This window comes from Actinosynnema sp. NPDC091369, from assembly GCF_044757065.1.
Lineage (GTDB): Bacteria > Actinomycetota > Actinomycetes > Mycobacteriales > Pseudonocardiaceae > Actinosynnema.
Genome location: NZ_JBIVUG010000007.1, coordinates 194,178 through 220,765 on the forward strand (window position 1 = coordinate 194,178; position 26,588 = coordinate 220,765).

Sequence of the window (26,588 nt, forward strand, 5' to 3'; positions counted from 1 at the left end):
TCTTCGACCCTGCTCGAGGAGCCGAACCATGATGCGACGGCGCAGTCGCCCGGCCACCCTGTCGGCCGGCCTGCTCACCCTGGCCCTGTCCGCGTTCCTGCTGCCCTCGACATCGGTGACCGGCAGCGCCGCGACCGGTGCGCCCGGCACTCGCGCGGTGCCGCTCACCGAGCTGACCGTGGTGTCCGAACAGGTGGCGTCCGGTCTGCGGCGCCCAATTGCGATCACCGGGCTGCCGGACGGCCGGATGTTGGTCGTGGAGAAGGCGGGGACGGTCCGCGCCTACCACCCCGACACGGGGCTGGCGGCCGAACCGGTGCTCGACCTGACCGCCCGGATCGACTCGTCGGACAACGAGCGCGGCCTGCTGGGCATCACGCCGGCACCGGACTTCACCCGGACCGGGATGCTCTACGTGGCGTACACGAGCCTGCCCGCCGGCGCGCTGACGCTCGCGCGGGTGCCCATCGGCGCACCCGAACGGGTGCAGGTGCTGCTCACCCAGGAGCACGCCGAGTACGGCAACCACAACGGCGGACAGGTGGCGTTCGGCCGCGACGGCTACCTCTACTGGTCCCTCGGCGACGGCGGCCACACGAACGACCCGTTCAAGGCCGGTCAGAACCTCGGCACCCTGCTCGGCAAGATCGTGCGGATCGACGTCAACCGGGCCTGCGGGGCCAAGCCCTACTGCGTGCCCCCCGGCAACCCGTTCCTCCGCGTGCCGGGCGCGCGTCCGGAGATCTGGCTGTACGGGCTGCGCAACCCGTGGCGGTTCTCCGTGGACCCGGTCGACGGCTCGCTGTGGATCGGCGACGTCGGCCAGGGCCTGGTCGAGGAGATCAACCACATCCGCCCGTGGCAGGGCGGCGCCAACCTGGGCTGGTCGTGCAAGGAGGGCACCCCGATCTTCGACCCGCAGCAGTGCCGGGCCGGCGGGCGGTACACCGACCCGGTGTTCGAGTACGACCACTACAACGACAACTGCTCGGTGACCGGCGGCGTGGTGTACCGGGGCTCCCGGACCCCGCAGGCGTGGGGCACCTACGTCGCGAGCGACTACTGCTCGACCCGCGTGTTCGCCGTGCGCCCGAAGCTCGACGGCAGCTACGAGTCCGCCGTGATCGGCAACTTCCCCACCCAGCCGACCGCGATCGGCACCGACGTGCGCGGCGAGCTGTACGTGCTCAGCGACCTCCCCGGATACCTGAACCGGGTGCGGTTCGAGCACGTCGCGCCGGCCTCCGGTGACCGGGCGGCGATCCGCTGAACACGCGAGGGGACAACGGGTCGGGTCGACCTCGGAGCGGCACGCCCGCCGCAGCCGGGGTCGGACCCGCACCCGCACCGCGGACTTCCGTGCTGGTGGTGGACGACGGCACCGAAATCGCCTACCACCGCTGGCAACCCGACGCCGGCGCGGAGCCGGACCCCGTACCGGTGGTGCTCCAGCACGGCTTCTCGTCCAACACCCTGGTGGAGTGGGCTCGTCACGGCACGGTGGCGGCGCTCACCGCGGCCGGGCGCGCGGTCGTGGGGATCGACGCCCGCGGTCACGGGATGTCCGGGAAGTCGGCGGACCCGGCCCGGTACGGCGAGCCGCGGATGGCCCGTGACCTGCGGGCGGTCGTCGCCACGCTGGGCGTGCCGGCCGTCGACCTCGTCGGCTACTCGATGGGCGCGGTGATCGCCCTGCTCACGGCGGCCGAGGAGGACGCGGTGCGCAGGCTGGTGGTCGGCGGGGTCGGCGCCGGGGTGGTCGAGGTCGGTGGCATGGACACCCGCGTGCTGCCCCACGACGTGCTGGCCGACGCGTTCCTGACCGACGCGTTCCCCGCCGGCGGCTTCCCGGCCGACCGCTCCGGCCGCACCCCGCCGCCCGAGGTCACCGGCCTGGTCGCGTTCGCCGCGGCGACCGGAGCCGACTTCCCCTCCCTGGCCGCCCAGGCCCGCGCCGCGCACCGGGCGGGCGTCGACCTCGCGGCCATCACCGCGCCCGCGTTGGTCATCGCCGGTGACGAAGACCCGCTCGCCGAACGACCCCACGTCCTCGCTGAGGCCATCCCCGGAGCCCGGGTGCGCGTGGTGGCCGGTGATCACGGCACGGCGGTCGGCAGCCCCGCCTTCCGGGCGGCCGTCGTCGAATTCCTGTGCGCCTGACCTCTCCGACGGACCCGCCGGTTCACTCCGACCGGAAACCGGGTTGTTAGCGCTAACGAAATCTGGGTAACCGCTCGGATGGTCTTGTCGACGGCAAACGCGGTGCGCTACCGTCATTCTGGGAACGCTCCCAGTCGTGCTGACCCGGCACGGGACGGTGACCGCAACGCACCCTGCTCGCAAGGAGGCGAAGCATGGACACACGTGCGCGAAAGGCATCCGGGTCGTTCCCGTTCCCCATGAGACCCGGTTCGCCCCGGTCCGCGACCGTCACCCGGCGCGTTTAGGAACACTTCCGCTCGCCGCCTTCGGTGCACGTCAACCGCCATCGACGCGGCCTTCCGCCGCCGCACTCTTGTTAGCGATAACAAGGCGATTGTCCCTGCATTCCGTGAGAGGAAGACAATGCGAGATCCCCTCTCGACCAGGAGGAACGCCGTTCCCCGCCCGCGTCTCCGAGCGGTGGCGGTGGTGGCGCTGTCGGTCCTCGGCGTCGTGCTCCCGGTCCCTGCCGCGTCGGCCGCCACCGTGGACACCAGCGCCTGGTACGTGCTGGTCAACCGCAACAGCGGCAAGGTGCTGGACGTGTACGGGCGCAGCACCGCCGAGGGCGCCAGGATCGCCCAGTACACCCGCAACGACGGCGCGTGGCAGCAGTGGCAGTTCGTCGACTCCGGTGGCGGTTACTACCGGATCAGGTCCCGGCACAGCAACCGGGTGCTGAGCTTCCCCTCGACCGCCGACCGCGCCGGCCTGGTGCAGACGACCGACGCCGACCTCGCCGGACAGCAGTTCCGGCTGGCCGACTCCTCCGGCGGCGACGTGCGGCTGCTCAACCGGGCCAGCGGCAAGGCCGTGGGCGTGCTGGACGACTCCACCGCCGACGGGGCGCGGGTCGTCCAGCTGCCCGACACCGGCGGCGCCGGCCAGCGGTGGCAGCTGGTCAGGCTCGGCGCGGACACCACACCTCCCACCCCGCCCGGGAACCCCCGCACCTCGAACCTGACGTGCACCCGGGTGACGTTCTCGTGGTCGGCGTCCTCGGACGACGTCGCGGTGGCGTTCTACGACGTCTACCACGACGGCCAGCTCATGACCTCGGTGCCGGGCACGGCGCTGTCGGCCGACCTGACCGTCGTGCCGGGCGCCACGTGGGGCCTGTACGTCAACGCCCGCGACGCCGCCGGCAACGTCTCCCAGGCCAGTTCCACGGTCACCGTCGCGGTGCCGCAGTGCCAGGCCGACACCACTCCGCCCAGCACCCCCACCGGCGTGACGGCGACCGCGTCGGGCACCTCGGTCACCGTCCGCTGGTCGCCCGCGACCGACGACGTCGGCGTCACCGGCTACGAGGTGCTGCGCGACGGCGTCCAGGTCGGCTCGACCAGCGGCGCGTCCACGACGTCGTTCACCGACAGCGGCCTGGCCGCGAACACCCGCTACGAGTACCGGGTGCGGGCGCGCGACGCGCAGGCCAACCGCTCGGCCCCGAGCACGGCGGTCGCGGTCACCACCGGCGCCTCCTGCGCCACGGCCCTGTGCTCGGTCACCAGGGTCACCACCGAGACCGACCTGCCCTGGGGCCTGACCACCCTGCCCGACGGCCAGGTGCTCTTCGGCCGCCGCGACACCTTCGAGCTGGTCCGGCTCGACCCCGCCACCGGCGCGAAGACCGTCGTCGGGCGCGTGCCGAACGCGGCCGGGACGGACGGCGAGGGCGGGGTCCTGGGCATCGCCGTGGCCTCCGACTTCACCGCCGACCCGTGGGTGTACGTCATGCACACCAGCTCGACCGACAATCGGGTGGTGCGCATCCGCTACACCGGCGGCGCGCTCGCGGGCACGCCGCAGGTGCTGCTCACCGGTATCCCGCGCAACAAGTACCACAACGGCGGGCGGCTGCGCTTCGGTCCCGACGGCAAGCTCTACATCGCCACCGGGGACGGGCAGAACGGCGAGTGGGCCCAGGACCTCGACAACCTCGCCGGCAAGGTGCTGCGCGTCAACCGCGACGGCAGCGTCCCGTCGGACAACCCCTTCGGCACCCCGGTCTGGAGCTACGGCCACCGCAACCCGCAGGGCCTGGCCTTCGACTCCCAGGGTCGGTTGTGGGAGCAGGAGTTCGGCAACTCGGTCATGGACGAGACCAACCTGATCGTGCGCGGCGGCAACTACGGCTGGCCCGCGTGCGAGGGCACCACCGGCAGCTGCGGCCAACCCGGTTTCGTCGCGCCCAAGCACACCTTCCCCGTGGCCGAGGGCTCGTGCAGCGGCATCGCCGTGGTCCGCGACGCGCTCTACATCGCCTGCCTGCGCGGTGCGCGGCTGTACCGGGCCGAGATCTCCGGCGAGAGCCTGACCAACGTCCAGCAGTACCTCACCGGCACCTACGGGCGGCTGCGCACCGTGGAGCCCTCCGCCGACGGTGGCCTCTGGCTGACCACCAGCACCCGCGGCGACAAGGACAGCATCGCCAACAACAGCAACGAAAGCATCCTCAAGGTCGAGCTCGGCCGATGAACCGGCCGCGGGGCGGTGCGACCGCGCCGCCCCGCGGCGTCGCCGATCACCAGGTCGCCGATCACCAGAAGGAGTTCCCATGACCTACGGCACGACACCGCGTCACCGTCGCACGCGGACGCTCACGGCGGTGGCCATCGCCATCGCGGGCCTCGTGGCGCCTGCGGCGTCCGGCCCGTCCGCCTCCGCGGCGATGGCGTCGCCGTGCACCCCGGGCGCGACCTACGGATCACCGTTACCGACCCGCGCGGTGACGTCCCAGCTCATCCGGGGAGGGTTCAACTTCCTCGAAGGGCCCACGTGGGACCAGCGGACGGGCACCCTGCTGCTGTCGAACATGCAGAACCCGACCGGCTGGCAGGGCGTGCAACCGTCCGCCGTGCTCCGGTTCACGCCGCCGGCCACGTTCGAGACGTTCATCGCCGACTCCGGCAGCAACGGCCTGGCGGTCACCCCCGACGGCACGCGGCTGCTCGCCGCCACGCACGACAACCGCACCGTCTCCGCCTACAGCCTGACCGACCGCAGCCGCACCACCGTCGCGGCCAACTACCAGGGGCGCGCGTTCAACTCCCCCAACGACCTCACCATCGGCCGGGACGGCACCACCTACTTCACCGACCCCAACTTCCAGCGCGGCAACCGCACCGACGAGCAGAACGGCCGCACCAGCGTCTTCCGCGTCCGCGACGGCGTGGTCAGCCTCGTCGACGACACGCTGTCGCAGCCCAACGGCGTCGTCCTGTCGCCCGACGGCACGACGCTGTACGTGGGCGGCAGCAACTCGATCGTGAAGTACTCCGTCGCCGCCGACGGCTCGACCGGCAACCGCACGACGTTCGCGAGCATCCAGACACCCGACGGCGCGACGATCGACTGCGCGGGCAACCTGTACTGGGCGTCCTACAACGAGGGTCTCGTGCACGTCTTCTCCCCTTCAGGCACGCGTCTGGGCACGATCTCCGCGGGTCGCAACATCACCAACGCGGCGTTCGGCGGTCCCGACGGTCGGACGCTGTACATCACCTCCGGCGTCAACGGCTCGTTCGGCCTCTACCAGGTGCGCCTCAACGTGCCGGGGAACCCCTACTGACCGTGCGGCCGGTCTCCGCTCGCCGCCTCGGCCCCGGCCGCCACCGGGGTCAGAGCGCCGCGGTCGAACGGGTGAGGCGCACCGCCGAGACGAGGAAGAACACGCCGCCGAGGGTGGCGTAGCCGGCCAGGTCGAGCAGCGCTGCGTCGGGCTGCGCGGCGTGCAGCACGAAGGTCGTGCCGGCGATCGTGGAGACGGCCCCGCTGAGGATCATCGCCCACTGGCCGCCCAGCGCGCGGCGGCTGACGCCGACTGCGAGCTGGGTCAGGCCCGACGCGACCGCCCACACGCCCCACACGCGCAGCACCGCCGGGATGCCGGAGGCCGCGGCGACGGCGAGGCCGGCGGTCGCGAGACCGCTGACGGCGATGTTCACGTACAGGCCCGGCGTGGGTGCGCTGCCCTGTGCCGAGTTTCTTGACGAGCGGACGTCGACGAGGGCGGCGGCAACGTCGAACAGCGGGTACAGCACGAGCAGCGTGACGCTGAGGGGTCCGGGTTCGGACGCGCTCGTGGCCAGCAGCCCGGCCCAGACGAGGGCGAACCCGAAGCGGACGAAGTACAGGCGTCGGAGCGCGGGCGCGGCGGTGGCAGCGGTGCCGGTGCTGGTGGTCACGGGACTCCTTGGTGACAACCTCAGAAGTGAGGAGAACGTTCGTTCTTGTCGCAGGATGGCAGTCGGACCACGCGCCCGTCAAGAACGAACGTTCTATCTGCTACCGTGGCAGCCGTGACGAACGCTCCCGGTCAGGTCTCCGAAGCGCGGTCGCGGCTGCTCGCCACGGCGACCCGGATCTTCTACGCCGAGGGCATCCACGCCGTCGGCGTCGACCGGATCGTCGCCGAGGCGAAGGTGACCCGGGCGACGCTGTACCGGCACTTCCCCGGCAAGGACGACCTGATCGTCAACTACCTGCGGGAAGCCGACCGGGCCATCAGGGACCAGGTCGACGCCGTCCTGGCCCGGGAGCTGCCGGCGCCCGACACCCTGCGCGCCGTCGCCCGGTTCATCGCGGACGGCATCCGGTCCCCCGGCTTCCGCGGCTGCGCCTTCCTCAACGCCGCCGCGGAGTACCCCGATCCCGCCCACCCCGTGCACCAGGCCGTCCTCGCGCACCGCCGGTGGTTCTCCCGCACGATCACCGACCTGCTGGCCCGCATCGGCGACGCACCGGCCGAACCCGCCGCCCGGCACGTCGTCATGCTGCGGGACGGGGCCATGGCCACCGGCTGCCTGTCCGACCCCGAGCCGATCTGCGCGACGTTCCTCGAAGGCGTCGAAGGTCTGCTGCGGCAGCGCATGGCGGCCACGCCCTGAGCCCGGCGACCGCCCGCCGGGCTCACTCGTGCCGCAGGGCGACGGTGCCGGGGGACGCCTCTGCCATCGGCGTAATCCGGTGCCGGTGTCACCGCACCTGAGCCAGTCGCTTCGCATGGGGTTCGCGCCCCGAGGGGTGGGGCCAAGCGGGAGCGAGCAGCGGGAGCGGGTACGAGGCCAGTTCGTTGAGGGCCATCCGGAGGAGGTCGCGTTGGTGCGGGAGCAAGCGTGGTTGGGCGGTCGCCAGGTTCCTCGGCGGGACCAGAGCGCGTCCCAAGGGGGCGAGCACCGACAACTTCGCGGTCGCCGCATACGCTGGAGGAGGAGCGTGCCTGCCGACAGCCGTGAGCAGGCCCCAAGCGGCGAAGTCGAGGTCAGGGCTGGGACGGACGCGGGAGCGGCTCAGCACACCCCGGCAGACGTCGGCGACCGTGTCGGCGTCCTGCTGGGACACGCTGGAGCCCAACTCGGACGTGACCTTCGCCAGGCGCTGCCACTCGCCGCCGTCGAGGCGGGCGCGGTGGCGCGCCCAGGTGGCGACCACGGGTTCGACGTGGCGTGAGCGGATCGCCCGCACGCCCGCCTGCCAGGCGAGCCAGACCGACAGCGGACCGAGATCGGCCGTGTCCGGGTCATCCTCCCGCGAGTCGCCGAGGTCCGCCGCGACCAGGGCGGCGGCCACGATCGCTCCGGCGTCGACGCAGGAATCCGTCAACCCGACCGCGGCCTCGGCGTGCGCGTCCAACCACGTGGCCAGGGCGAACCGGCCACCCGGATCGCCGACGGCCTCGATGACGCGCTGGTCGACCGGGTCGCGGCCCAGCGCTTTGCCGGCAACGGCGGCCACCACGGCGGCGGGCAGGTCGACGGCCGACCGGCGTTGCCCCCGCTCGACGACGGTGAGGTGGCTGCCGGGCACCAGGGCGCTGACTTCGGCGATGACCGGATCACCGGCGCACGTCACCGCCACGGGGCTCTCGAACTCGACGAGCGTATCGGACTGGTTCAAGGCGGCCAGATAGCGATGGACGCCGTTCTCTTCGAGCGGCACGCGCTCGACCAGCGGCACCACACGCAGTTCGTCGCCCAGGCGGAGGGCTGCGAGCCGCTCCGCACCGCCCCGCGCGGCGGGCAACGACACGGTGCCGTCCGGCAGGACCGCGCAGGTCACCTGACGGCCCCGGTGGACGTCGACCAGACTGCGCAACTCCGCTTCCTCGAGCTCACCTGGCCACCCGAGCCCGTCCGCAGGCAACCACCGCGGCCCGCCGGTGTCCACCTGCATGCACAGCAACCCCAGGGCGCCGTCCGCATTCACGATGACGTCCTCCAACAAGACCCGCACCTCCCCCGTCTGCGACGCCGCGGGCAGCCCGGCCACCGGTCGCCCGTCGACATCGACGTGGAACCACTGCGGTCGCCGATCCTTGGCCAACCGCGAGACCAGGGCGGGCACTGCGGCGGCAGGCGCTCCCGGGACGACCGCGTGCGCCGGGGCCCGCAGCAGCGAGGCTCCCACCCGCAGCAGGACGTGCTCGTCGTCGAGTGCTCCGCGCACGCGACCGCGCAGCCAGAGCCCGGCACGGGGCAGTCCGTACGGCTGGTGGCGCCGCGAGACGACCACCACGCGATCCCCCACCTCCTCCACCGTGACGACCAGCGAGCCACCGGCCAGGTCGAGCACCTTGCCGGGCTCGTCCCCGGTGAGAGAGGAGCGCAGCCAGGTGCTGCCCGGCCACGCCTCGTCGTCACCGCCGATGGTGGCGGTCCAGCCCTGCAGTCCCAGGACCCGGAACCCGGTCCCGACCCGCGCCGGTTCGATGAGGACGGTGTCACCGGGCATCGGGGAGTCGGTGGCGAAGGTGAGCGAGTTGTCCGCGAACAGCCACATCGCCTTGGGGTCGGAGCTCTTCGGCAGCTGTGCGGGTACAGCGGGGTAGTCGAACCGGTTGTCGCCGTGGCCGAGCCGGATCTTCATCTCCACGCTGTCCGCCTTGGCGGGCAACAGGGTGCGGCCGGGACCGAACGCCGCGCGCGGTCCGGGAGACCAGGAGTGCAGAGCGACGCAGGAGACCTGCGTGTTCACGTTGTCCGGTTGGTGCAGCGACAAGCGCACCTGGTCACCCGGCCCGAACCGCGTCCAATCCAGGTCGCGCAACGGGCGGTGCCCCTCCACGGCGGCTCCGACCAGCAAGTCGGCGGGCAGCTCGAGCACCCTGCCGGGGAACACCTCGATCCACAACCCACCCGCGCCGCCACGCACGGGTGCGGCGACCGTGTACTCGGAGGGGGCCTGCCCCAGTTCCCCGGACAGGGCTCCCACGGCCTCACCTGCGGAGAAGCCGAACGTCCGCAGGTCGGTTTCCGGGTAGCGCAAGACTCGTCCCTCGGCGAACATCAGCGGCCCGGACCCCACCGACACCTCGTGGCGCCCCTTCTTGGCCAGCATGTCGACGCGCACGTCGACCTGCCCGTCCTCGCCGACGACCCAATGGCCGGTGAGCCGGTCGTGCAACGTCCACCGACGGTCCGCCCAGCGCTCGACGAGGCTGAGCGCTCCCTGGTCGGCGAAGGTGAGCCGGGACCACGTGGTGGGGATCTCGGCGGCGTCCCGGGCGTTCGGGACGATGAACGGCACGCGCCTGCCCGTGTCGTAGCGGATCGAGCCGACAAGGTGCTGCTCCGGCGCGGCACGGCGCAGCACCACGTCATTGCCCTCGCGCACCGCCAGCGCCACCTTGGGGTGGCGGAGCCGCATCAGCGCGGCCCCATTCAGCTCCGGACTTGATGCGGTGGCCTCGACGCCGGGCAGCCCGGCGAGCGTGAACATCCTGGTGCCGCTCGCCGAAGCCGGATCCACGTCGTCGTGGAGCAAGGGCTGCTTGGGAAGGACGACAACGGGCCGTCCGGTCGCCGTCACGTAGTCGCGGTCGTCCTGGACCGCGCAGAACACCTGGATCTGTTCGCCTTCGAGCGCCAACCGCACGATAGACCGCTCGGGCACCCGCCCGCGCCTGCGCACCTTGCCCGCCGGCACGGCGAAGTACACGCCGGGGCGGAACTCCAGGCCGAACGCCGACTTGCCGGCGGACACCATCACCGCGTAGCAGCGGCCGCCGTGGTGGCGGATGTAGTTGTCCAGGTGGGAGATGCGCCTGGACAAACGCAGGCTGGTGGCCGTCTTCCAGAACTTCTCGTTCCCCCTGCCATCGGACAGCACCTCGACGAGCATCACGTTGCCACGCAGCGACTCCGGTGTGCGCCGCAGGTTGCGCAGCGTGCTCTCGCGCACGGCGAAGTTGCGCTTGTAGACCCTGGCCACCGGCGGTGTGGCGTACCAGCGGTCCAGACCAGGCGGCAGCGTCAACTCCAGGTACAGGTCATTGCGACCACGGTCGACCACGTCACCCGCCACCATGAACAGCCGCTCACCGCGGCGCAAGCTCGCCGCCCGCTCGAAGACGACCTTGCCGCCCAGGTGCTCGGCGAGCTTCCTGTGGTCGAGTCGGGCCAGCAGCTCGTACCGCCTGGTCCCCTCCGGGTGTCCCGCCTCGGCCCGAGCCTGGTCGAGCAACCACGCCGCGGTGTCCGGCTCGAGTTCCGCGCGGTCGAGCCGCAGTGCCTGGGAGTCGTCCACGTCTCCCTCGGCGTAGCGGCGTTGGCGCCCGTGCACGGTGAGCACCCGAACCGATTCCCGCAGCAGGGTCACCTCCACCTCCAGCCGGTGCACGATGCGCTCTTCGGACGCCTCGACGTACAGCTGGCGAACCGGGGACACGTCCTCGTGCTCGACGGAGAACTCAGGCAGGTCGAGGGTCAGCACGCCGTTCTGGTCGGGCACGAACCGGGCCCGGCGCACGATCTCGCCGAAGAAGAGCGGGAACTTTCCCGCCACAGGTCTGCCCAGCACCGTAAGCCGGTGCTCGGGCACTTCCATCCGCCAACCGAAGCCCCACTCGAAGCGGTGGACCGGCGGGCTGCCCGCCACCCGACCCGCATAGCGGAGGTCCACCCGCAACGACGAGTGCGACGCCGTCACCGACGCGCCGCGCGAGGCGACGTGGGCGGCGAACTCCGCCACGGTCAGCGGGGTGGTGGCGTGGTAGCTGGCGTGCCAGCCGCCGTCCCGCTCAACCAGCACGACCCGCACGTCGTCGCGCTCGTAGTCCTGGGTCACCCAGCACGTCTGGTGCTCGTCGAGGGGCACCTCACTGGACCACCCACCGGGCACGGGCACGTGCAGGTCGTGCAACCGCACGCGATCACCGCGCAGCACGCCGAAGCGGTGCTTGTCCTCGGCTGCCTCGTACTCCCGCCAGGCTGCGCCGTGCTCGGCGGAGTCGGAGCTCCGCGCGGCGGAACGCGAGACCGGGCGCAGCGTGAAGTGCCTGCGCAGCCGCCACCCGGTGCTGCCGTCGCGGAGGAGTACGGGTTCACCGGTGACGGCGACCGACTGCACGCGTTGGTCGGTGTACTTGTCGACCGGGTAGGTGGTGCCGTGCACGCGCCCGCCGCCGGTCGTCACCTCGACCCGGTTGCGGCGGACCGCGACTTCCGGTGTGTCACGGACGCGGCCCACCACCTGCCCGTCGAGGTGTCTGCGGGCACGACCGTCAGTGGGCGCGAACAGCAGCACGGCCCGGCGACCCCTGCCCCGCTCGTAGACCTCCGCGGTCCGGCCGTCGCGCTCGACGGTGCCCAGGTAGTGGTCGTCGCGGCCGGGTCTGCCGCTGCCCTCGCGCCACAGAGCCTCAACCTGGACGACGCGCGGTTGGGCTTCCACCACCCATCGGCCGTCGTGGCCCCTCGTGGCCCACAGCGGGTCACCCGCCGTCGCGGGCAGCACGGTGAACGCCCTGCCGGGGGCGACGCACAGCCGAGGTTCGCCGTCGACGCGCAGCCACAGGGCGTACTGCCCGTCCGGGTTGCCCCGTGGTTTGGCCACGCAGATGCCCGGCGTGCCCTCTACCCCCTCGAGGTCGCCTTGTGATCCGGGCTCGACATGGCGGAACAGCTCCCAGGTCTCGAGGCCACGTGCGCGCCTGCGCTCGACCTTCCGCCGCGACCAGCTGTCCACCACGACGACATCCCTCTTGGCGGCGCGAGCCCGCTCGTCCCGGTTGCCGGTCAGCGGCGCCATCGAGATCGACTCCGCCAGCACCTCGACGACCAGGCCGTCAGTGGTCATGGCACGCCACGTGTCGTAGCGAGGCGCATCCCCCATCACCCAGTCCAGGGTGAACAACTGGCCGTCACGGGGTGTCAGCAGCCGCCGGAACCGCTCGGGGTCGGGGTTCTCGTGGTCCGGGATGTTGTGGACGGGCTCCTGCATGGCCTGAACACGACCGACGCGCTGGTGGCGCGCGGTCCACTCGCCCACCGTGAAGGCGCATCGGCCCAACCCGACCAGCCCGTCGAGCCCGTCCACTGCCAGGACGTCCGGAAAACCCTCCGGAGCTGCGGCCATCGGCAGCACCCACCGCTCCCCGTCCGGGTCCACCACCGCTTCCAGGCTGGCACGGTCGTCGGCGAACGCGTTCGCCCACTCCAGGTTCCGCCGGTCGACCGCGTCGACCAGGGCCAGGAACACCCGGCCGCCGTCCTGGACCGGGGCGACCCGAACACGCAGTCCGGAAACCTGTCCCACGCCCAGGCGCGACAGGTCCGCCAGCCGCCAGTCGCGGTCGGCGACGAAGTAACTCACTCCGGGCGACGTGGACAGCACCCATCCGTCGGCGTTGCGGGACGACACGGTCGCCCAGGCGCTGCCGCGGCGCAGGTCCGCGACCAGCTCGGTGAACCCGCGCTCGACCGGCAGCCAGCAGCCGTCACCGACCGACCAGCGCGCCAGGGTCCACGTCCGGCTCGCGGGCCGGTACGCGGCGGAGGTGTCCGGGTCCCAGGCTCGCAGCCACTTGTCACGCGCGTGCGCCGGCGCGGCGTCGTGATCGTGGGCCACCTCGCGTCCCAGTCGGCCCACCAAGGTCAACCGGAGCAGGTCGCCGTCCCCTGCGCGGGCTTCGACCACCGCGGTGCGGACCTCGTCCGGACGGGGCGCCGGCGGACCGGCCGGTCCCAGGGTGAGGACGCCGCCCCCGGGCCGCAGCGTCACCACAACGGAGTCACCGATGGCGAACTCCCGGAACGTCGCCACCCCGACGACCGGCTCCGCCAGCCCGCAGTTCACCCACACCTCGCGCGGGTCGGCGTCCGGCTCTTCCACCGCGCACACCACGCCCGACACCCGGGCTCCGGCTCGTACGTGCTCCGCGCGTTCCTCCGCGGTCAGCGCGAGCAGGTCGATGACAGCGTCGACGCCATCCGCCAAGTCGTAGTGGACAGTCTGGGTGCCGTGGTCCACGGTCACCCCCTCGACCCGGCGCTCGTCGACCGGGAACGTCCCGTGATCGACGGACAACGGGGCCGGTCGGAGCACCGCCTCCTCGAAGAGGTCGTGCTGCACGTCGCCCAGCGTGGTACCGGACGTGAGGGCGGTGAGCAACGGCTCGTTCGCGGTGCGCAGGAGGAACATGCGGACCGCCTCGGTGCGCACTTCCCGCGAGCGCCGCATCTGCAGCGACGTGTACGGGCTGCGGACTCGGCGACGCTCGACGGGGCCGGTGCCGAGCGTGGTCACGGTGCCGAGGAAGGTCGCGCGGAGGTGCTGCAACGTCTGCAAGCCGACGCCGTCGGGCGCAGGCGTCGACAGGGCCGCGGCCAGGGACCAGAAGTCGTTCGGCGCGTCGAAGGAGAACTCCACGATGCCGTGCACGACCTTCTCCAGCACCAGGCGCAGCGTCCGCTCCTCCGCAGTGTCCCTGGCGTGGAGGCCGAACAGCTGCACCAGCCTCCTGCGGAGCTCGCGGCGGAACTCGAACGGCCGGTGGATCGCGTCCATGCCCCGCACCCACTCGGCGAGCCACTGCCGGGGAGTGGAGTCCGGTCCGTCCCACGGTGGCGGGGTGAGGTCGAACAGCGCGGCGAGCCGCTCGGTGGCGACCGCCAGCGGGGCGCCCTTCTGGGTGGCCTGCTTCGCCAGCGCGGTGGCGTGACGCGCCCACTCGGCGGCTTCGACCTGCTTGCTGGTCAGCAGTTCGAGCGCGCCGATGGTGCGATTGCTGTTGATCCCCACCCGTTCGGTCCACTTGGCGGTTTCCGGGACGTCCTCGTCCGGCCAGAGCTGCTTGAGCATCAGGCTCGGCTGGTTGGCCATGCCCAGCACGTGCTTGTCGGTGCGGGACTGCTTCACGATGCGCTGGACCAGCCATCGCAGGAACGACCGGGCAGGTGGCACCCGGCCGGGATCGGCGGCGAACCACCGGTTGGTCAGGTCGGTGCCCGACGACTCGGTCCGGTCCGACACCGCGTCGTTCACCCAGTTGGCGACCAGCAGGCCGGCGGCGGAGTAGTACAGCTTGCCCGTTTCGGTGTCGTCAGCCGCGGTCTCCGCCCGGCGCACCACCATCAAGACGAACCTGTCGGGAGCCACCGCGGCGGATCTGCCGGTGCCCAGCCGCTCGGTCAGGGCGCGGGTGTGGACCGCGAGCCCGGCCAGGGGCGGCGTGAGCTTGCTGCCCGCCGGCGGCATCAGCACCATGTTCTTGTAGAGGTTCTGGACGTCCTCCCGGTACGGGAGGTCGCTCAACACATCCGACGCGTGGAGGATGAACTCGGCGAACACGTCGTTCCCCGGGTCCGGCTCGGCATCGCCCGGAGCGAGCGTCACCGCGAGGAGCCCCGCTGCCAGGACGGCGAGCAGCCGGTCATCACCGGTGTTGGGGAAGACCGCCTGGGTCTTGTGCAGGAAGCTGCTGCCCACCCGGGGGACCAACCACGGCCGCTGGACCTCGAACGCGACCTCGTCGTCCGGAGAAGGCGCGGCCAGCCACGACCGCAGCCACGCCCGGTCGGCCGCGTCGGGTGCGGCGGCGGCAGCGGCGGCCACCGTCGCCGCCCAGACGACCGTCGCCACCCTGCCGAACGGCGCCTTCCGCACACCCAGCGTCGCCAGGACGTCGTAGGTGCGAGGGTCGGGCGCACCGCCTTCGACCTGCAGGGACCTGCGCAGCTCGTGGTGGGCTGCCTCCGCGGCCAGCGCGGTGTAGTCGGTCGAACCGGTCGCCGAGAACTCGGCGTGCACGGCCAGCGCGGCCAGGTCGGGTTCGACGGTGGCGAAACCGTGCGCGGTCGAGCCCAATCCCTTGAGCACCCGTCCCGGATCGACCCGCACCAGCACGCGGCAGGCCAGCACCCGGCACAACCGGCCGTACTCCCCCGCTCCCGCATCGGACAACAGCGTCCACAGCGCCGAGTCGGCGACGGCCCGCTCGACCGCCTCAGGGTGCACGTCCACCAGGTCGAGCAGCGACGCGAGCGTCAGCACCTCGGTCACGAAGTCCGCGGTGTCCAGGTACGGCCGAGTGGTCCGGATCTCCGCCGGGTCACGTCGCTCCCTGGCCGACGAGACCAGGGCCCGCAAGCGGTCGTCGACCGCCCCGTCCCACGGCACCTCGCGTCCGGCCTCGGCCAACCGTGCCGCCGCTGCGGTGCGCACTCTCTCGTCGTCGAACGCACGGCGAGCGTGGAGCACGTCCGGCAGCGCGTACAGCAGCTGGCTCGTCTCGACGCGCTCCAACTGGTCCAGTGCCTCCACCGCCACTTCCGCGTCCTCACCGCGAAGGGCCGTGAGGATGTCCAGGAAGGCGTGGGTCGCGGCGGGAGCCAGCCGGACGGCGCCGCAGAAGTACCAATCGGCGAGCATGATCATCTCCGGTGTGCCAGGTGGGGCAGTTGAGCCCGCAGGTCCGAGACGAGAGCGCGGAGCTCGGCGTCCAGCTCGACGTCGTCCGCGTCGATCACGGCCCGGTGGTGCCGATCGAGGTTGTCGACGAGCCTGGTGAGGGACTGCGTGTACGGGGTGCGGGTCAGCAGTGCCCAGAACAGCGGGTCGCCCGGATCCACGTCGGTCGGTCCGACACCGGCCGCCGAGGCGATGGCAGCCACGGTGGGCGCGGCCTCGTCACCCACGACCCACGACCCGTCGACCGCGAACCGCCAACCGCCGTCATCACGGGTGAGCCGGTCGCGGAGCAGCCGCATCGCCGGTCCGCCGTGGTCCAGCCAAGGTCGCACCGCGGCCCGCGGTGCCGCCGCGCGTACGAGAACCGGCACGACGGCCGCGGCCAGCAACGCGTTGGGCTGCCCAGGGGCGGGGACGTCACGCACCTTCGACAACCACCCGCCGAAGTCGAGTCCGCAGTCAACGGCGACCCGCAGAGCGGTCGATCCGCAGTTCGTGCGCGCCAGCAACGGCAAGACGGCCGCCACTGTGTCCGGCATGCTCGTCCACGCGGTCAGCAGCAGCGACCGGATGTCGGCGCGGCTCATCGGCGTCCGTGCCAGGGCATCGGCGATGGCCGCCGGCGCCGGTGGGCTCTCCTCCACCTCGCCCGGCACCTCCGGCACTTCCCACACGAGCCCGCGCTTGACCAGGCCGTGACGCGCCAGAGCAGCCAGGGTGGCCAGCGGATAACGGCCGCCCAGGCCCGCATCGAGGTCACCGGGTTCGTCGGGTCGCAGCAGGAACGCCCGGCAGTCGAGCCGCTTGCCCAGTTCGGCAGCCGTGCGCGCCGCGTCGTAGGGCGTCGGTCCGATCGAGCGCACGAGCACCACGGCGTCGGGCAGCAGCGACCTCAGCGTCCGCACGGTCCGCTGAGCCGTGGCGGAGGTGGCCGCGCCGACACCGCCGACCGCGCCGCGCACCAGCGGCACCACGACGCCGGTCCGCCCGCTCGGCCGCCAGTCGCCGCCGACGAGTGTCCGCAACGCCTCCGGCGAACCCGGGTCGCCGATGTCGAGGTCGGGAACCGTGATCCACCGCCTGCCGCCTAGTCCGTCGAGCGCGTCGGCCGTCCCCCTCCGGCGAGCCGCGCCCGAGGCGCTGTCGGCCACCACCGCGGTGAAGCCCCGGAGCGACGTGGCGACGAGGGTGTCCAGCCGGCACCTGCCCGCGGGGTCCAGCCGGAGCGGGGTGGCCTCGGGATCCCAGTCGACGGGCAGCGGATCGGCCTCGTACACCGCGGGGAGTGCGGCGACCACCGTCGGCGTCGGTGTCCCGTTGACCTTCACCCGCTCGCCGAGCTTGTCCTCGTAGTCGAAGGCGAAGAGCGGATCTTCCACGATCGCGGTCATCCGGACCGCGCGGAGGGCGTTCGTCCAGGACCGCGGGACGCCGCGCACGACGCCGACCAGCACACCGTCCTCAGTGACCAACGGCCCACCGGACATGCCCGGCCAGCCATCGGCCCCGTCCGCGGGCCAGGTGTTCCCCGAGCTCTCCAGCAGGAAGTCCTCCCTGCCGTTCATGGGCATCACGGTGCACCTGGCGGTCACCAATTTCCGGCGCAGGTCCTGCTCGCCGGCGCGCGGATACCCCAACGCGATGCATCGCACCTCGGAGATCCCCCCGACCTCCCCCCACCGGACGAAGTCGTCGACGAAAGGCTCCCTGCACCGGACGACCGCGACGTCGACCACGTCGACTTTGTGATCAGCGGCGGGGTGCCGCCACGCGACCACGCCGTCGTGCTCCGCGCCTTCGTCGTCGGTGAGCACCACCGCCGAACTGGGCCCACCCACGACGTGCGCGGCGGTGAGCACCACTCCCGGACCGATGACGAAACCGCTGCCCCGGTGCTTCCCGCGGACGCGCACCATTCGCGCGCGTAACCACTCATCGAGTCCCGGTGCCGTCATGTCACTCGCCGATGAGCATGTCGTCTTCGGTGGTCAGCGACGTGTCACGGGGCTTGAGGGTGAGCCGCAGCAGGTGCTTCGCGGTCTGGTCGTCCTGCCGGGATCCCCCTGCCGTGACGACCTTCCACAGGCTGATGCTCCCGTTGGCCTTCTTCGAGACCTTCGCGGTGAGCTCCAGCTCGACCTCGACCTTCTCCGGCAGGAATCGCACCCGCTCGTGCTCTCCCGCCCGCATCGCCTTGGTCAGCTCGGCCCGCAGCAGCTCGATCGCGGTGGACAGGCTGACGCCATCCTCGTCGATCAGCACGAGTCCGTTGTCGTCTTCGGTGCTCATGGGGGTCCTCCCGAGTGCGACGTCACCGCCCAGCGGGCGTACCCTCTAATCCACTGGCTGGTGGTAGCCGTTACATCTCGCTGCAGCACGGCGCACGATCGACATCCGGATTCCCCATCACGCGCACGGCCGTTCGGGTTGTCTTGAAGACCGCCCACCACACCTACGCGCTTTTCCCGTGATGCCCGTTGTCGGTGCACGCGTCGACTGCCGAATCCGTTCGCAGGACATCGGCCAGAACGTTCGACCGCCGCCCGTAGCGGTCGGTGCGCACGGTCGGGTCAGCGGGCGGTGATCTGCATTCCGCGCAGTTCGTACCCGGCGATCTCGTCCTTGAACGCGATCCGCGGCGGGCGGACCATGCGGATGCCCTCCAGGGACAACAGCTTGTGCAGGAACACGTCCGACTCCAGCATCGCGACGTGCGAGCCGGGGCACTTGTGCGGGCCGTCGCCGAAGGACAGGCCGGTCGAGCTGCCGCCGTCGGCCGTGCGGCGGCCGGGGCACACGGACGCGGGCGCTTCCCCCACCACGGCGGGGTCCAGGTTGGCGTGGTCGAGTTGGACCCGGACCAGGGAGCCCGCCGGCACGGTGACGTCGTCCACCCGGACGTCGCGGGTGGTGCGGCGCTTCAGGTGGCCGATCACCGGTTCCAGGCGCAGCACCTCGTGCAGGACCAGCAGCCGTTCGGGTTCGTCCGCGGCCAGGTAGCGGGACCGCAGCTCGTCGTCGGTGAACAGGTGCCACGCGGCCACCACGATGAACTCGCGGGTGGTGACCATGCCGGCCGCGGCGAACGTCAGGCACTCGCCCAGGATCTCCGCCGACGTGAGGCCCTCGGCGAGCAGGTGCGAGATCAGGTCGTCCCGGGGATGCGCCCGGCGCGCCCGCACCGCGGGCCGGACGTCGCCGAGGTAGATGGCCGACCAGCCCCTGAGCTGCCGCCACACCCAGTACAGGCCGCGCAGGCTGGTGAAACCCGGTGTGCCGAACTCCTCCGGGAAGAAGTAGTCGAGCCGTCGCCTGATGCCGGGTTTGCTCTCGGTCAGCCCGAGCACCGCCGACGTGACGTCCACGGCCACCTGGAAGCTCAGGTCGGCGAGGTCGACCACGCGCCCACCGCGCACCAGCGCCACCTGCTCGTCGGCGACGCGTTCCATCACCGCGCGGTAGACCTCGTCGACCCGGCGGGGGGTGAAGAACCGCGCGGTCTGCTTGCGGTGCTCGCGGTGCTCGGGCCCGTCGCGGTAGAGGACGGGACGGCGGATCCGGCGCGGGAAGTTCTCCGTGGTCTCCACGCCCAGACCGGCCTGGACGGTGTCGTGGTCGCGCAGGAACGCGCGGGCGGCCGCGTAGCCGTCGACCTGCCACGTCCCGTCGTGCGTCCGGTGCACGGGGCAGCTCGCCGCGGGCGCACCCCGATCGACCTTGCGAACGTTCACCGCGACCCTCTCCCCTCGGGCGGCCTTGATCCCGGACCAGTATGCGGTGGAAAAGTTCCGCGGGGACGTATCCAGCGCCGTGGAGCCCGCTCTTCTCCTAATGTCACGGGTTCCGGTTGGGGAGCGGGGGCCCGTGCGAGGGGGATAGCGCACCACCCGCCCTTCGGGGCGGGTGGGCAGCGCGCAGTTCGCAATGCCGGGGGGCGATTTCTCATGACCGATCTCATCAGCACGCCCATGTCCGTCGCCGAGGGGCCCACGTTCGGCCTCACCAGGTTCCTGGACCCGCTGCGGGTGCCGCCGGTGGTCCGGCCCCACTCGTGGTGGCACCAGGACGCGCTCACCGTGACCATGGTCCGCACGGCCGTGCGCCTGCACTCGCAGCTGCCGCCCACCGCCGTGTGGGCCTACGACGGCCACTTCCCCGGGCCCACCATCGAGGTCCGCAGCGGCCGCCGGTTGCGGGTGACCTGGACCAACGAGGTCGACGGGAAGATGCCGCTGGTCGCGGTGCGGGCGCCGCTCGCGTCCGGGCCGCAGAACAGCCCGGGGTTCCGGGCACCGGACGGTTCGCTGCCCGAGGGGGTCGAGCCGGTCGACGGGGTGTCCGACCTGCCGTCGTGGGCCGTGGTGCACCTGCACGGCGCGCTCACCGGCGGCGGCAACGACGGGTGGGCGCACAACGCGGTGCTCAAGGAAGCCTCGCAGCTCACGGAGTACCCGAACCGCCAGCAGGCCACCGCGCTCTGGTACCACGACCACGCCATGGCGATCACCCGCTTCAACGTGCACGCGGGCCTGGTGGGCATGTACCTCGTCCGCGACGAGGAGGAGGACGCGCTCGACCTGCCCTCGGGGGCGCACGAGGTGCCGCTGGTCATCACCGACCGCAACCTCGACACGGACGCGTCGGGCGCGCTGACCGGGCAGCTGCTCTACAAGGTGCCCTACCTGACCACGCCGACGGGCCAGGTGCTGCACCTGCCGTTCACCGGGCCGTTCACGCTGGTCAACGGGGTGATCTGGCCGCACCTGGACGTGGAGGCGCGCTGGTACCGGTTCCGGCTGGTCAACGCCTCGAACGCGCGCACCTACCAGCTGCGCCTGGTCGACGACGAGACCGGCGAGCCGCTGGACGACGCCGTGCGGCAGATCGGGACGGACGGCGGCCTGCTGCCCGCCCCCGCCGCGCTGCCGGCCGGCGGTCTGGTGGTCGCCCCGGCCGAGCGGGTCGACCTGCTGGTCGACTTCTCGCGGCTGCGCGGCAGGCGGGTGCGGCTGACCAACGCGCACCCGACCGCGGCGCCCGAGCCGTCGGTCATGCAGTTCCGGGTGGAGGACCGCGACCGGCACGACCGCTTCCGGTTGCCGGAGGTGCTGTCGACGTCCTACGTGCGGCTGCACCACGGCACCACGATCCCCGACGACCACGACCACGTGTTCATCGCGCTGGTTCCGCCCGGCACGGCGGGCGAGGGCCACCCGCAGATGTGGGAGCTGCGCGAGCTCACCGACGACCGGCCGCCCGCCGACCAGGCCGCGCCCGGGATCATCCAGCTCACCGATCCGAACACCGGCCGGGTGCGCACGTTCGAGCGGGTCGCGAGCCTCTTCGACGACACCACGAGCGTGTTCATCGACCACGGCCGCTGGGCGGTGTGGAACTTCATCCACCTGGGCGGGCCGGCGCACCCGATGCACGTGCACATGACCCAGTTCCAGGCCCTGTCCCGCGCCCAGTACCCGAGGGACGCCGCCACCGGCAACGTCACGGGGTTCGACGTCGCCACCGGCGGCACCACCGCGCCGCTGCCCGCGCCCGGTCCGGGCCGGCCGCTCGACCCGCAGGAAGAGGGCTGGAAGGACACCTACCTGGTGGGCCCCGGCGAGTGGTTGACCATCGCGGGCCACTTCGCGGGCGCGACGGGCAACTTCATGTACCACTGCCACATCCTCGACCACGAGGACGAGGGCATGATGCGGCCGTTCGTCGTGATGCCCGCGGAGGCGGCGCGCTTCCACGTCCACCGCTTCGGCGGCGGGCACCACCACGGCGAGGTGGCGAACGACACCCGGAGCCACGGCGGCAACGCGGCCTGACCGCGCCTGTCCACTGTGGACTGATCAACGCGCGCAAGAGTTTCGCCGACCTTGTGGCCCGGCGTCCGCGACCGCTAGAACTGGTGGGACGTCGGTCGATCAGGGGGATCGCACATGCGCGCGTTGAGGTTCTTGTTACCCGCTTTGGTCGTCGCGACCCTAGTCGCACCGGCCGCGACGACCGCTCAGGCCCGGCCGGCGGCGGAAGCCCCGCCGCCGGTCGGGTGGGCGGTCACCGGCACGCGGCTGACGTGGACGGCGCCCGCCCCGGTCCCGCCCGGCGGCGCCGCGCTCGAGTTCTGGGACGGGGGCCGGCTGCTGGGGGTGCCGCGACCGTCCACCGACCTGCGCACCTACACGCTGGACGCGGCCGGGGTCGACGACGTCGACCGCCTCCAGGTCCGGGCGTCGGGCCGGCGGCTGGACGTCGAAGAGCCCGCTCCCCCGTCGACCTCGGCGAGCGCCACGCCGCCCGCGTTGCGGCCCGCCGGGGACACCGATCCGGGCAGGCCCGGCCCGTTCGCCACCCGCACCGGGGAGTACGCGCTCGACCCGATCACCGTGCCCGGCTACCCGGCGCCGCTGGAGATGCAGGCCGTGGTCGTCGCGCCGACCGACGCGCCGGGCCCCCGCCCGCTGGCGCTCTTCCTGCACGGCAGGCACGTCACCTGCTTCAACGGCACCCAGGTCCTGCTGGACTGGCCGTGCCCCGCGCCCGCCAAGCCGGTGCCCAGCCACCGCGGCTACCTCCAGGCGCAACAGCTGCTCGCCTCGCAGGGCTACGTGACCGTGTCCGTGTCGGCCAACGCGGTCAACGCCCACGACACGCTGGACGTCGAGGCGGGCGCGGGCGCGCGGTCGACCCTGGTCCGCGCCCACCTGGCGAAGTGGGCGGACTGGGCGGGCGCCGATCGCGCCTCCGCGCCCGAGGTGGTGCGCGCCGCGCCCGTCGCCGACCTGGGCAACGTGCTGCTGGTCGGGCACTCCCGCGGTGGCGAGGGCGTCAACCGGGCCGCCGTCGACAGCCTCTCCCCGCCCCCGGGCGACAGCCCGGCGCGCTGGACGATCAAGGGCACCTTCCTCATCGGCCCGACGATCTTCGGGCACAACCCCGCCCCGGACGTGCCGTCGGTGACGGTCCTGCCCGGCTGCGACGGCGACGTGTCCGACCTCCAGGGCCAGCTCTTCGTGGACGCGACTCGGGGCGTGAGCCGGGGGACGGCGCTGCACAGCGCGTTGTACCTCGTCGGCGCCAACCACAACTTCTTCAACACCGAGTGGACCCCCGGCCAGGCGGAGGCGCCGGCGAACGACGACTTCCCCGCCTCGTGGGTCGACGCGGTGTGCTCGCCGGGGACCGCGACCCGCCTCACGGCCGCGCAGCAGCAGACCGCGGGAGCGACCTACATCGCCGCGGCGGCGCGCCTGTTCGTGGCCGGCGACCGGCGGGTGCTGCCGCTGCTGGACGGCTCCGGCGTCCGCGCCCCCTCCGCGGACCCGGCCCGCGTGCTCTCCCACGCCGTGGGCGGCGCGCGTTCCCCGTTCGTCGTGCCCGACGAGACGACCTCGGCGACCGGGTCCGCGCGGGTGTGCGCCCAGGTCTCGGCCGACCCGGCCGCGGCGTGCGTCGACCCGGCCGCGAGCCGACCGTCACCGCACTTCGTCCGGTTCAACCGGATGGTGCCGGAAGCCGGCCGGTCCGCCGTGGCGCTGAGCTGGACCGCGGCCGGGCAGGCCGCGACCGTGCGCCCGGCGACGCCGGTGTCCCTGGCCGGGTCGCGCCACCTCGCGCTGCGGCTGGCCGTGCCGCCGAACACCGCGGCCACCCGGTTCGACGTGGCCGTCACCGACGCGGCCGGGCGGCGCGCCGAGCTGGGTTCGGTGACCCTGGACGGGTTGCCCGCCACCGACCGGCTGTCCGCCCGCTGGGCGCAGGAGGTCCGCGTGCCGCTGCCGGCGCGCGGGGTCGACCTGCGCCGCGTCGCCGCGCTGGAACTCGTCCCGCGCGGTGACCCCGGCCAGGCGTGGCTCATCGACGCCCACGGCTGGGCGCCCGGCCTGCCGGCACCGCGGCCCGCGGCGCTGCCCCGCGTCGACGTGGGGGCGTTGACCGTCGAGGAGGGCGACTCCGGCACGCGGACGGTCCGGTTCCCGGTCTCGGTGACCGGTGCCGGCACGGCCTCCGTGCGGGTGTTCGTGCAGAGCGAGGACGGGCGCTCGTACACCGAGCGGCTGGTGGCGATCGAGCCGGGGCAGCACGAGGTCGAGGTGCCGGTGGAGGTCAACGGCAACACCCGGTGGAGCTTCGACCTGCGGCGCGTGGTGCTGGCCAAGGCCGTGCGGGGCGCGGTCGTCGGCCGCTACACGGACCGGTTGACGGTGCCGAACGACGACCCGGAGCCCACCATCACCGCCACCCCGGTCACCGGCGCGGTCACCGAGGGCGGCACCCTGACCTGGCGGTTGACGCTGTCCTCGCCGACCGACTCGAACTTCACGGTCACCGGTCGGCCGGTCGCCCCGGACGGGGTCGAGCTGTCCACCACGGACGTCGACGAGACGTGGTTCCGCCAACGCGTCTCCCGGGAGGAACCGCTGCCCTCGCGGCCGTTGTCGAGCACCGGGTTGCAGGTGACGGCCTACTTCTTCCGCGGCGAGGTGACCAAGGAGGTCTCCGTGCTGACCGTGGCCGACGCGGAGGTCGAGCAGGTCGAGCTGATCCGCTTCGACGTCGGGACCAGCACCCCGGGTTCGCCGCGCGTCCCGATCACCGGCGAGGTCGCCGACGGCCCGGCGGCGGCGCGCTGACCCCCGACGTGACCTCCGGTTCTCCTACCTCCGGAGGGCGATTGCTAGCGTTGGGCGGTGTCTGAGAGAGAGCACGCCGGTCGGATCGTGGACGGCCGGTTCGAGCTGCTGGAACGGCTGGGCAGCGGCGGCATGGGTACGGTCTGGCGCGCCCTCGACCTGGGGCTGCACCGCGAGGTGGCCATCAAGGAGGTCCGCCCGGCGGACGCCGACCAGGTCGAGGCCAACCCCGCGATGGCCGCGCAGCTGCGGGAACGCGTATTGCGCGAGTCCCGCGCGCTCGCCCGGTTGCAGCACCCGAACGTCGTGTCGATCTACCAGATCATCGACTCGGCCGACTCGCCGTACCCGTGGATCGTCATGGAGCTGGTCCGCGGCACGTCGCTGGACGCGCGGCTGGACCAGGGCGTGCTCTCCCCCGCCGAGGCGGCCAGGGTCGGGCGGGACGTGCTCGCGGCGCTGCGCTCGGCCCACTCCGCGGGCGTGATGCACCGCGACGTGAAGCCGGGCAACGTGCTGCTGCGCACCGACGGCAGCGCCGTGCTGACCGACTTCGGCATCGCCGCGTTGCAGGGCGCGACCCAGCTCACCGCGACCGGCGACGTGATCGGGTCGCCGGAGTACATCGCCCCGGAGCGGCTGCGCGGCGACGAGACGCACACCGCGTCCGACCTGTGGTCGCTGGCGATGCTGCTGTACGTGGCGGTCGAGGGCCACCACCCGATGCGCCGCGCGAGCACGATGGCCACCCTCGCCGCGGTGATGACCGAGCCGGTCCCGCCGCCGCGCCGTGCCGGCGCCCTCGCGCCCGCGCTCAACGCGGCCCTCCGCAACGACCCCGCCGAACGACCGACCGGCGAGGTGCTGGACCGGATGTTCGCCGCGGCCGAGCACGGCCCGGCGACCCCGGTGGGGCCGCCCACCCCGGTGGGGTTCCCGGCGCCGCCGGAGCCGGCGAGCGGTCCCCAGCCCCACTACCGCTACGCGCAGCCCGTGCCGACGCCCGCCGGTGGGACGCCGGTCGGCGCCACCCCGGGTGGCGGGATCCCGGTGAGCGGGCCGCAGCACCACGGCTACCAGCAGGCTTACCCGACGGCGCCGCCGATGTCGGTGCCGGTGCCGCGCAAGCGGACCGGGGCCGTGGTGCTCTCGCTGGTCGGCGTGGCGCTGGTCGTCGCGGCCACCGTCCTGGTGGTCAAGCTGACGGGCGGGAACGACCCGGGGAACTCCGCGGCGGGCCCGTCGACCACGTCGTCGACCGCCCGGCCGAACACCGGCGTGCCGGTCGGCTCGCCGACCACGGCGGCCGACTCGGCGAAGACCGACCTGCTCACCCCCGCCGGCGCGCGTGCCGCCGTGGCCGCGCTCGTGGAGGCGATGGGCGGCACGAAGGTGTCCGAGGTGACGCTGTGGTCGGACCACGTGTCGGCCGTCGCCCCCACCGCCGCGGTCACGCACGGCTTCGACGACTTCGAGTACCGGTCCGGCAAGGCCACCCGGAAGGGCCCGGACGGCGTGGACGCCGACCGCGCAGTGCTCGACCTGAACGCGGTGAACTGGGACGCCCTGCCCGCGTTGTTCGACCGGGCCACCACCGAGCTGGGCGTGCCCAAGCCGACCATGCGCTACGTGATCGTGGACTGCGACATCATCGACAAGACCCCGTCGCTGCGGGTGTACCTGGCCGACGACTACGGCGGCGCCTACCTCCAGGCGAGCCTACAGGGCGAGGTCCAGAAGACCTACCCGCGCGACAAGTGACCCGCGCCGAGACCGGTCGCCGGTGCGGGTGCGGGTGCGGGTGCCGTGCACGGTCATGGCGGCGGTCGATCGCGTGGACGGTTCGCGACGGGGCGGTGACCGACACGCCGGCACCTCGCGAGCTCCACTGGTTCGCCCACCAGCCGTGAGCCGATCCGTGCGGTCAGGCACGCACCGCTGGTAGGTGTTCACCCGATCGAGTTGGTTCCCATCCCCCACCAGTGGTGCGACGATGGGGATGGGCGGTGAGGCGCTCACGTCGACTGGGGAGCGACGACACGGACTGCGCCGGAAGTG

General features: G+C 72.7%; 13 protein-coding genes. 8 read left to right on the forward strand and 5 right to left on the reverse strand.

What is annotated here, in order from left to right:
• Positions 1-31 precede the first annotated feature (31 nt).
• The 4 genes from ACIQMJ_RS26975 to ACIQMJ_RS26990 all read left to right on the forward strand — a co-directional run bounded on the left by ACIQMJ_RS26975 (position 32) and on the right by ACIQMJ_RS26990 (position 5,773).
• Entirely contained in the window at positions 32-1,270 is a 1,239-nt protein-coding gene (locus ACIQMJ_RS26975; RefSeq protein WP_499763779.1) for a PQQ-dependent sugar dehydrogenase, read from the forward strand.
• An 89-nt stretch (positions 1,271-1,359) separates the two neighbouring features.
• Positions 1,360-2,160: an alpha/beta fold hydrolase gene (locus ACIQMJ_RS26980; RefSeq protein WP_499763780.1), complete on the forward strand. Its 801-nt coding sequence runs from the start codon at positions 1,360-1,362 to the stop codon at positions 2,158-2,160.
• A gap of 462 nt (positions 2,161-2,622) precedes the next feature.
• Complete coding sequence (locus ACIQMJ_RS26985) at positions 2,623-4,680, forward strand: PQQ-dependent sugar dehydrogenase (RefSeq protein ID WP_499763921.1); 2,058 nt, start codon at positions 2,623-2,625, stop codon at positions 4,678-4,680.
• Between the two features lie 79 nt (positions 4,681-4,759).
• Complete coding sequence (locus tag ACIQMJ_RS26990; protein WP_499763781.1) at positions 4,760-5,773, forward strand: SMP-30/gluconolactonase/LRE family protein; 1,014 nt, start codon at positions 4,760-4,762, stop codon at positions 5,771-5,773.
• A gap of 49 nt (positions 5,774-5,822) precedes the next feature.
• On the opposite strand, the gene ACIQMJ_RS26995 is transcribed toward ACIQMJ_RS26990, so the two are convergent.
• A complete protein-coding gene (locus ACIQMJ_RS26995; protein ID WP_499763782.1) occupies positions 5,823-6,389 on the reverse strand; it encodes a hypothetical protein in 567 nt (188 codons plus the stop codon).
• Positions 6,390-6,503: 114 nt separating this feature from the next.
• Between ACIQMJ_RS26995 and ACIQMJ_RS27000 the strand changes: the two genes are divergently transcribed.
• Positions 6,504-7,091, forward strand: coding sequence for a TetR/AcrR family transcriptional regulator (locus ACIQMJ_RS27000; RefSeq protein ID WP_499763783.1), 588 nt, complete (start codon positions 6,504-6,506; stop codon positions 7,089-7,091).
• Between the two features lie 88 nt (positions 7,092-7,179).
• On the opposite strand, the gene ACIQMJ_RS27005 is transcribed toward ACIQMJ_RS27000, so the two are convergent.
• The 4 genes from ACIQMJ_RS27005 to ACIQMJ_RS27020 all read right to left on the reverse strand — a co-directional run bounded on the left by ACIQMJ_RS27005 (position 7,180) and on the right by ACIQMJ_RS27020 (position 19,622).
• Entirely contained in the window at positions 7,180-15,852 is an 8,673-nt protein-coding gene (locus tag ACIQMJ_RS27005) for a hypothetical protein (RefSeq protein ID WP_499763784.1), read from the reverse strand.
• A 2-nt stretch (positions 15,853-15,854) separates the two neighbouring features.
• The gene (locus ACIQMJ_RS27010) at positions 15,855-17,804 is read right to left on the reverse strand and encodes a S1 family peptidase (RefSeq protein WP_499763785.1); all 1,950 of its coding nucleotides are present in this window, start codon (positions 17,802-17,804) and stop codon (positions 15,855-15,857) included.
• 43 nt (positions 17,805-17,847) lie between these two features.
• Positions 17,848-18,180 carry a trypco2 family protein gene (locus ACIQMJ_RS27015; protein ID WP_499763786.1) on the reverse strand — a complete coding sequence of 111 codons (333 nt, stop codon included), beginning with the start codon at positions 18,178-18,180 and terminating at the stop codon, positions 17,848-17,850.
• A gap of 281 nt (positions 18,181-18,461) precedes the next feature.
• A complete protein-coding gene (locus ACIQMJ_RS27020; RefSeq protein ID WP_499763787.1) occupies positions 18,462-19,622 on the reverse strand; it encodes a cytochrome P450 in 1,161 nt (386 codons plus the stop codon).
• A gap of 213 nt (positions 19,623-19,835) precedes the next feature.
• Between ACIQMJ_RS27020 and ACIQMJ_RS27025 the strand changes: the two genes are divergently transcribed.
• From ACIQMJ_RS27025 to ACIQMJ_RS27035, 3 genes are all read left to right on the forward strand, one after another.
• Positions 19,836-21,722 (forward strand): multicopper oxidase family protein, encoded by a 1,887-nt coding sequence (locus ACIQMJ_RS27025; protein WP_499763788.1) that lies wholly within the window; start codon positions 19,836-19,838, stop codon positions 21,720-21,722.
• Positions 21,723-21,836: 114 nt separating this feature from the next.
• Entirely contained in the window at positions 21,837-24,530 is a 2,694-nt protein-coding gene (locus ACIQMJ_RS27030; protein ID WP_499763789.1) for a hypothetical protein, read from the forward strand.
• 57 nt (positions 24,531-24,587) lie between these two features.
• Positions 24,588-26,291, forward strand: a complete 1,704-nt coding sequence (locus ACIQMJ_RS27035; RefSeq protein ID WP_499763790.1) for a serine/threonine-protein kinase — start codon at positions 24,588-24,590, stop codon at positions 26,289-26,291.
• The last annotated feature ends 297 nt before the right edge of the window (positions 26,292-26,588 follow it).

Coding starts and splice junctions, on each gene's coding strand:
- ACIQMJ_RS26990 (WP_499763781.1), top strand. CDS start 4,760: ATGACCTACGGCACGACACCGCGTCACCGTCGCACGCGGACGCTCACG.
- ACIQMJ_RS27025 (WP_499763788.1), top strand. CDS start 19,836: ATGACCGATCTCATCAGCACGCCCATGTCCGTCGCCGAGGGGCCCACG.
- ACIQMJ_RS27015 (WP_499763786.1), bottom strand. CDS start 18,180: ATGAGCACCGAAGACGACAACGGACTCGTGCTGATCGACGAGGATGGC.
- ACIQMJ_RS27030 (WP_499763789.1), top strand. CDS start 21,837: ATGCGCGCGTTGAGGTTCTTGTTACCCGCTTTGGTCGTCGCGACCCTA.
- ACIQMJ_RS27005 (WP_499763784.1), bottom strand. CDS start 15,852: ATGCTCGCCGATTGGTACTTCTGCGGCGCCGTCCGGCTGGCTCCCGCC.
- ACIQMJ_RS26975 (WP_499763779.1), top strand. CDS start 32: ATGCGACGGCGCAGTCGCCCGGCCACCCTGTCGGCCGGCCTGCTCACC.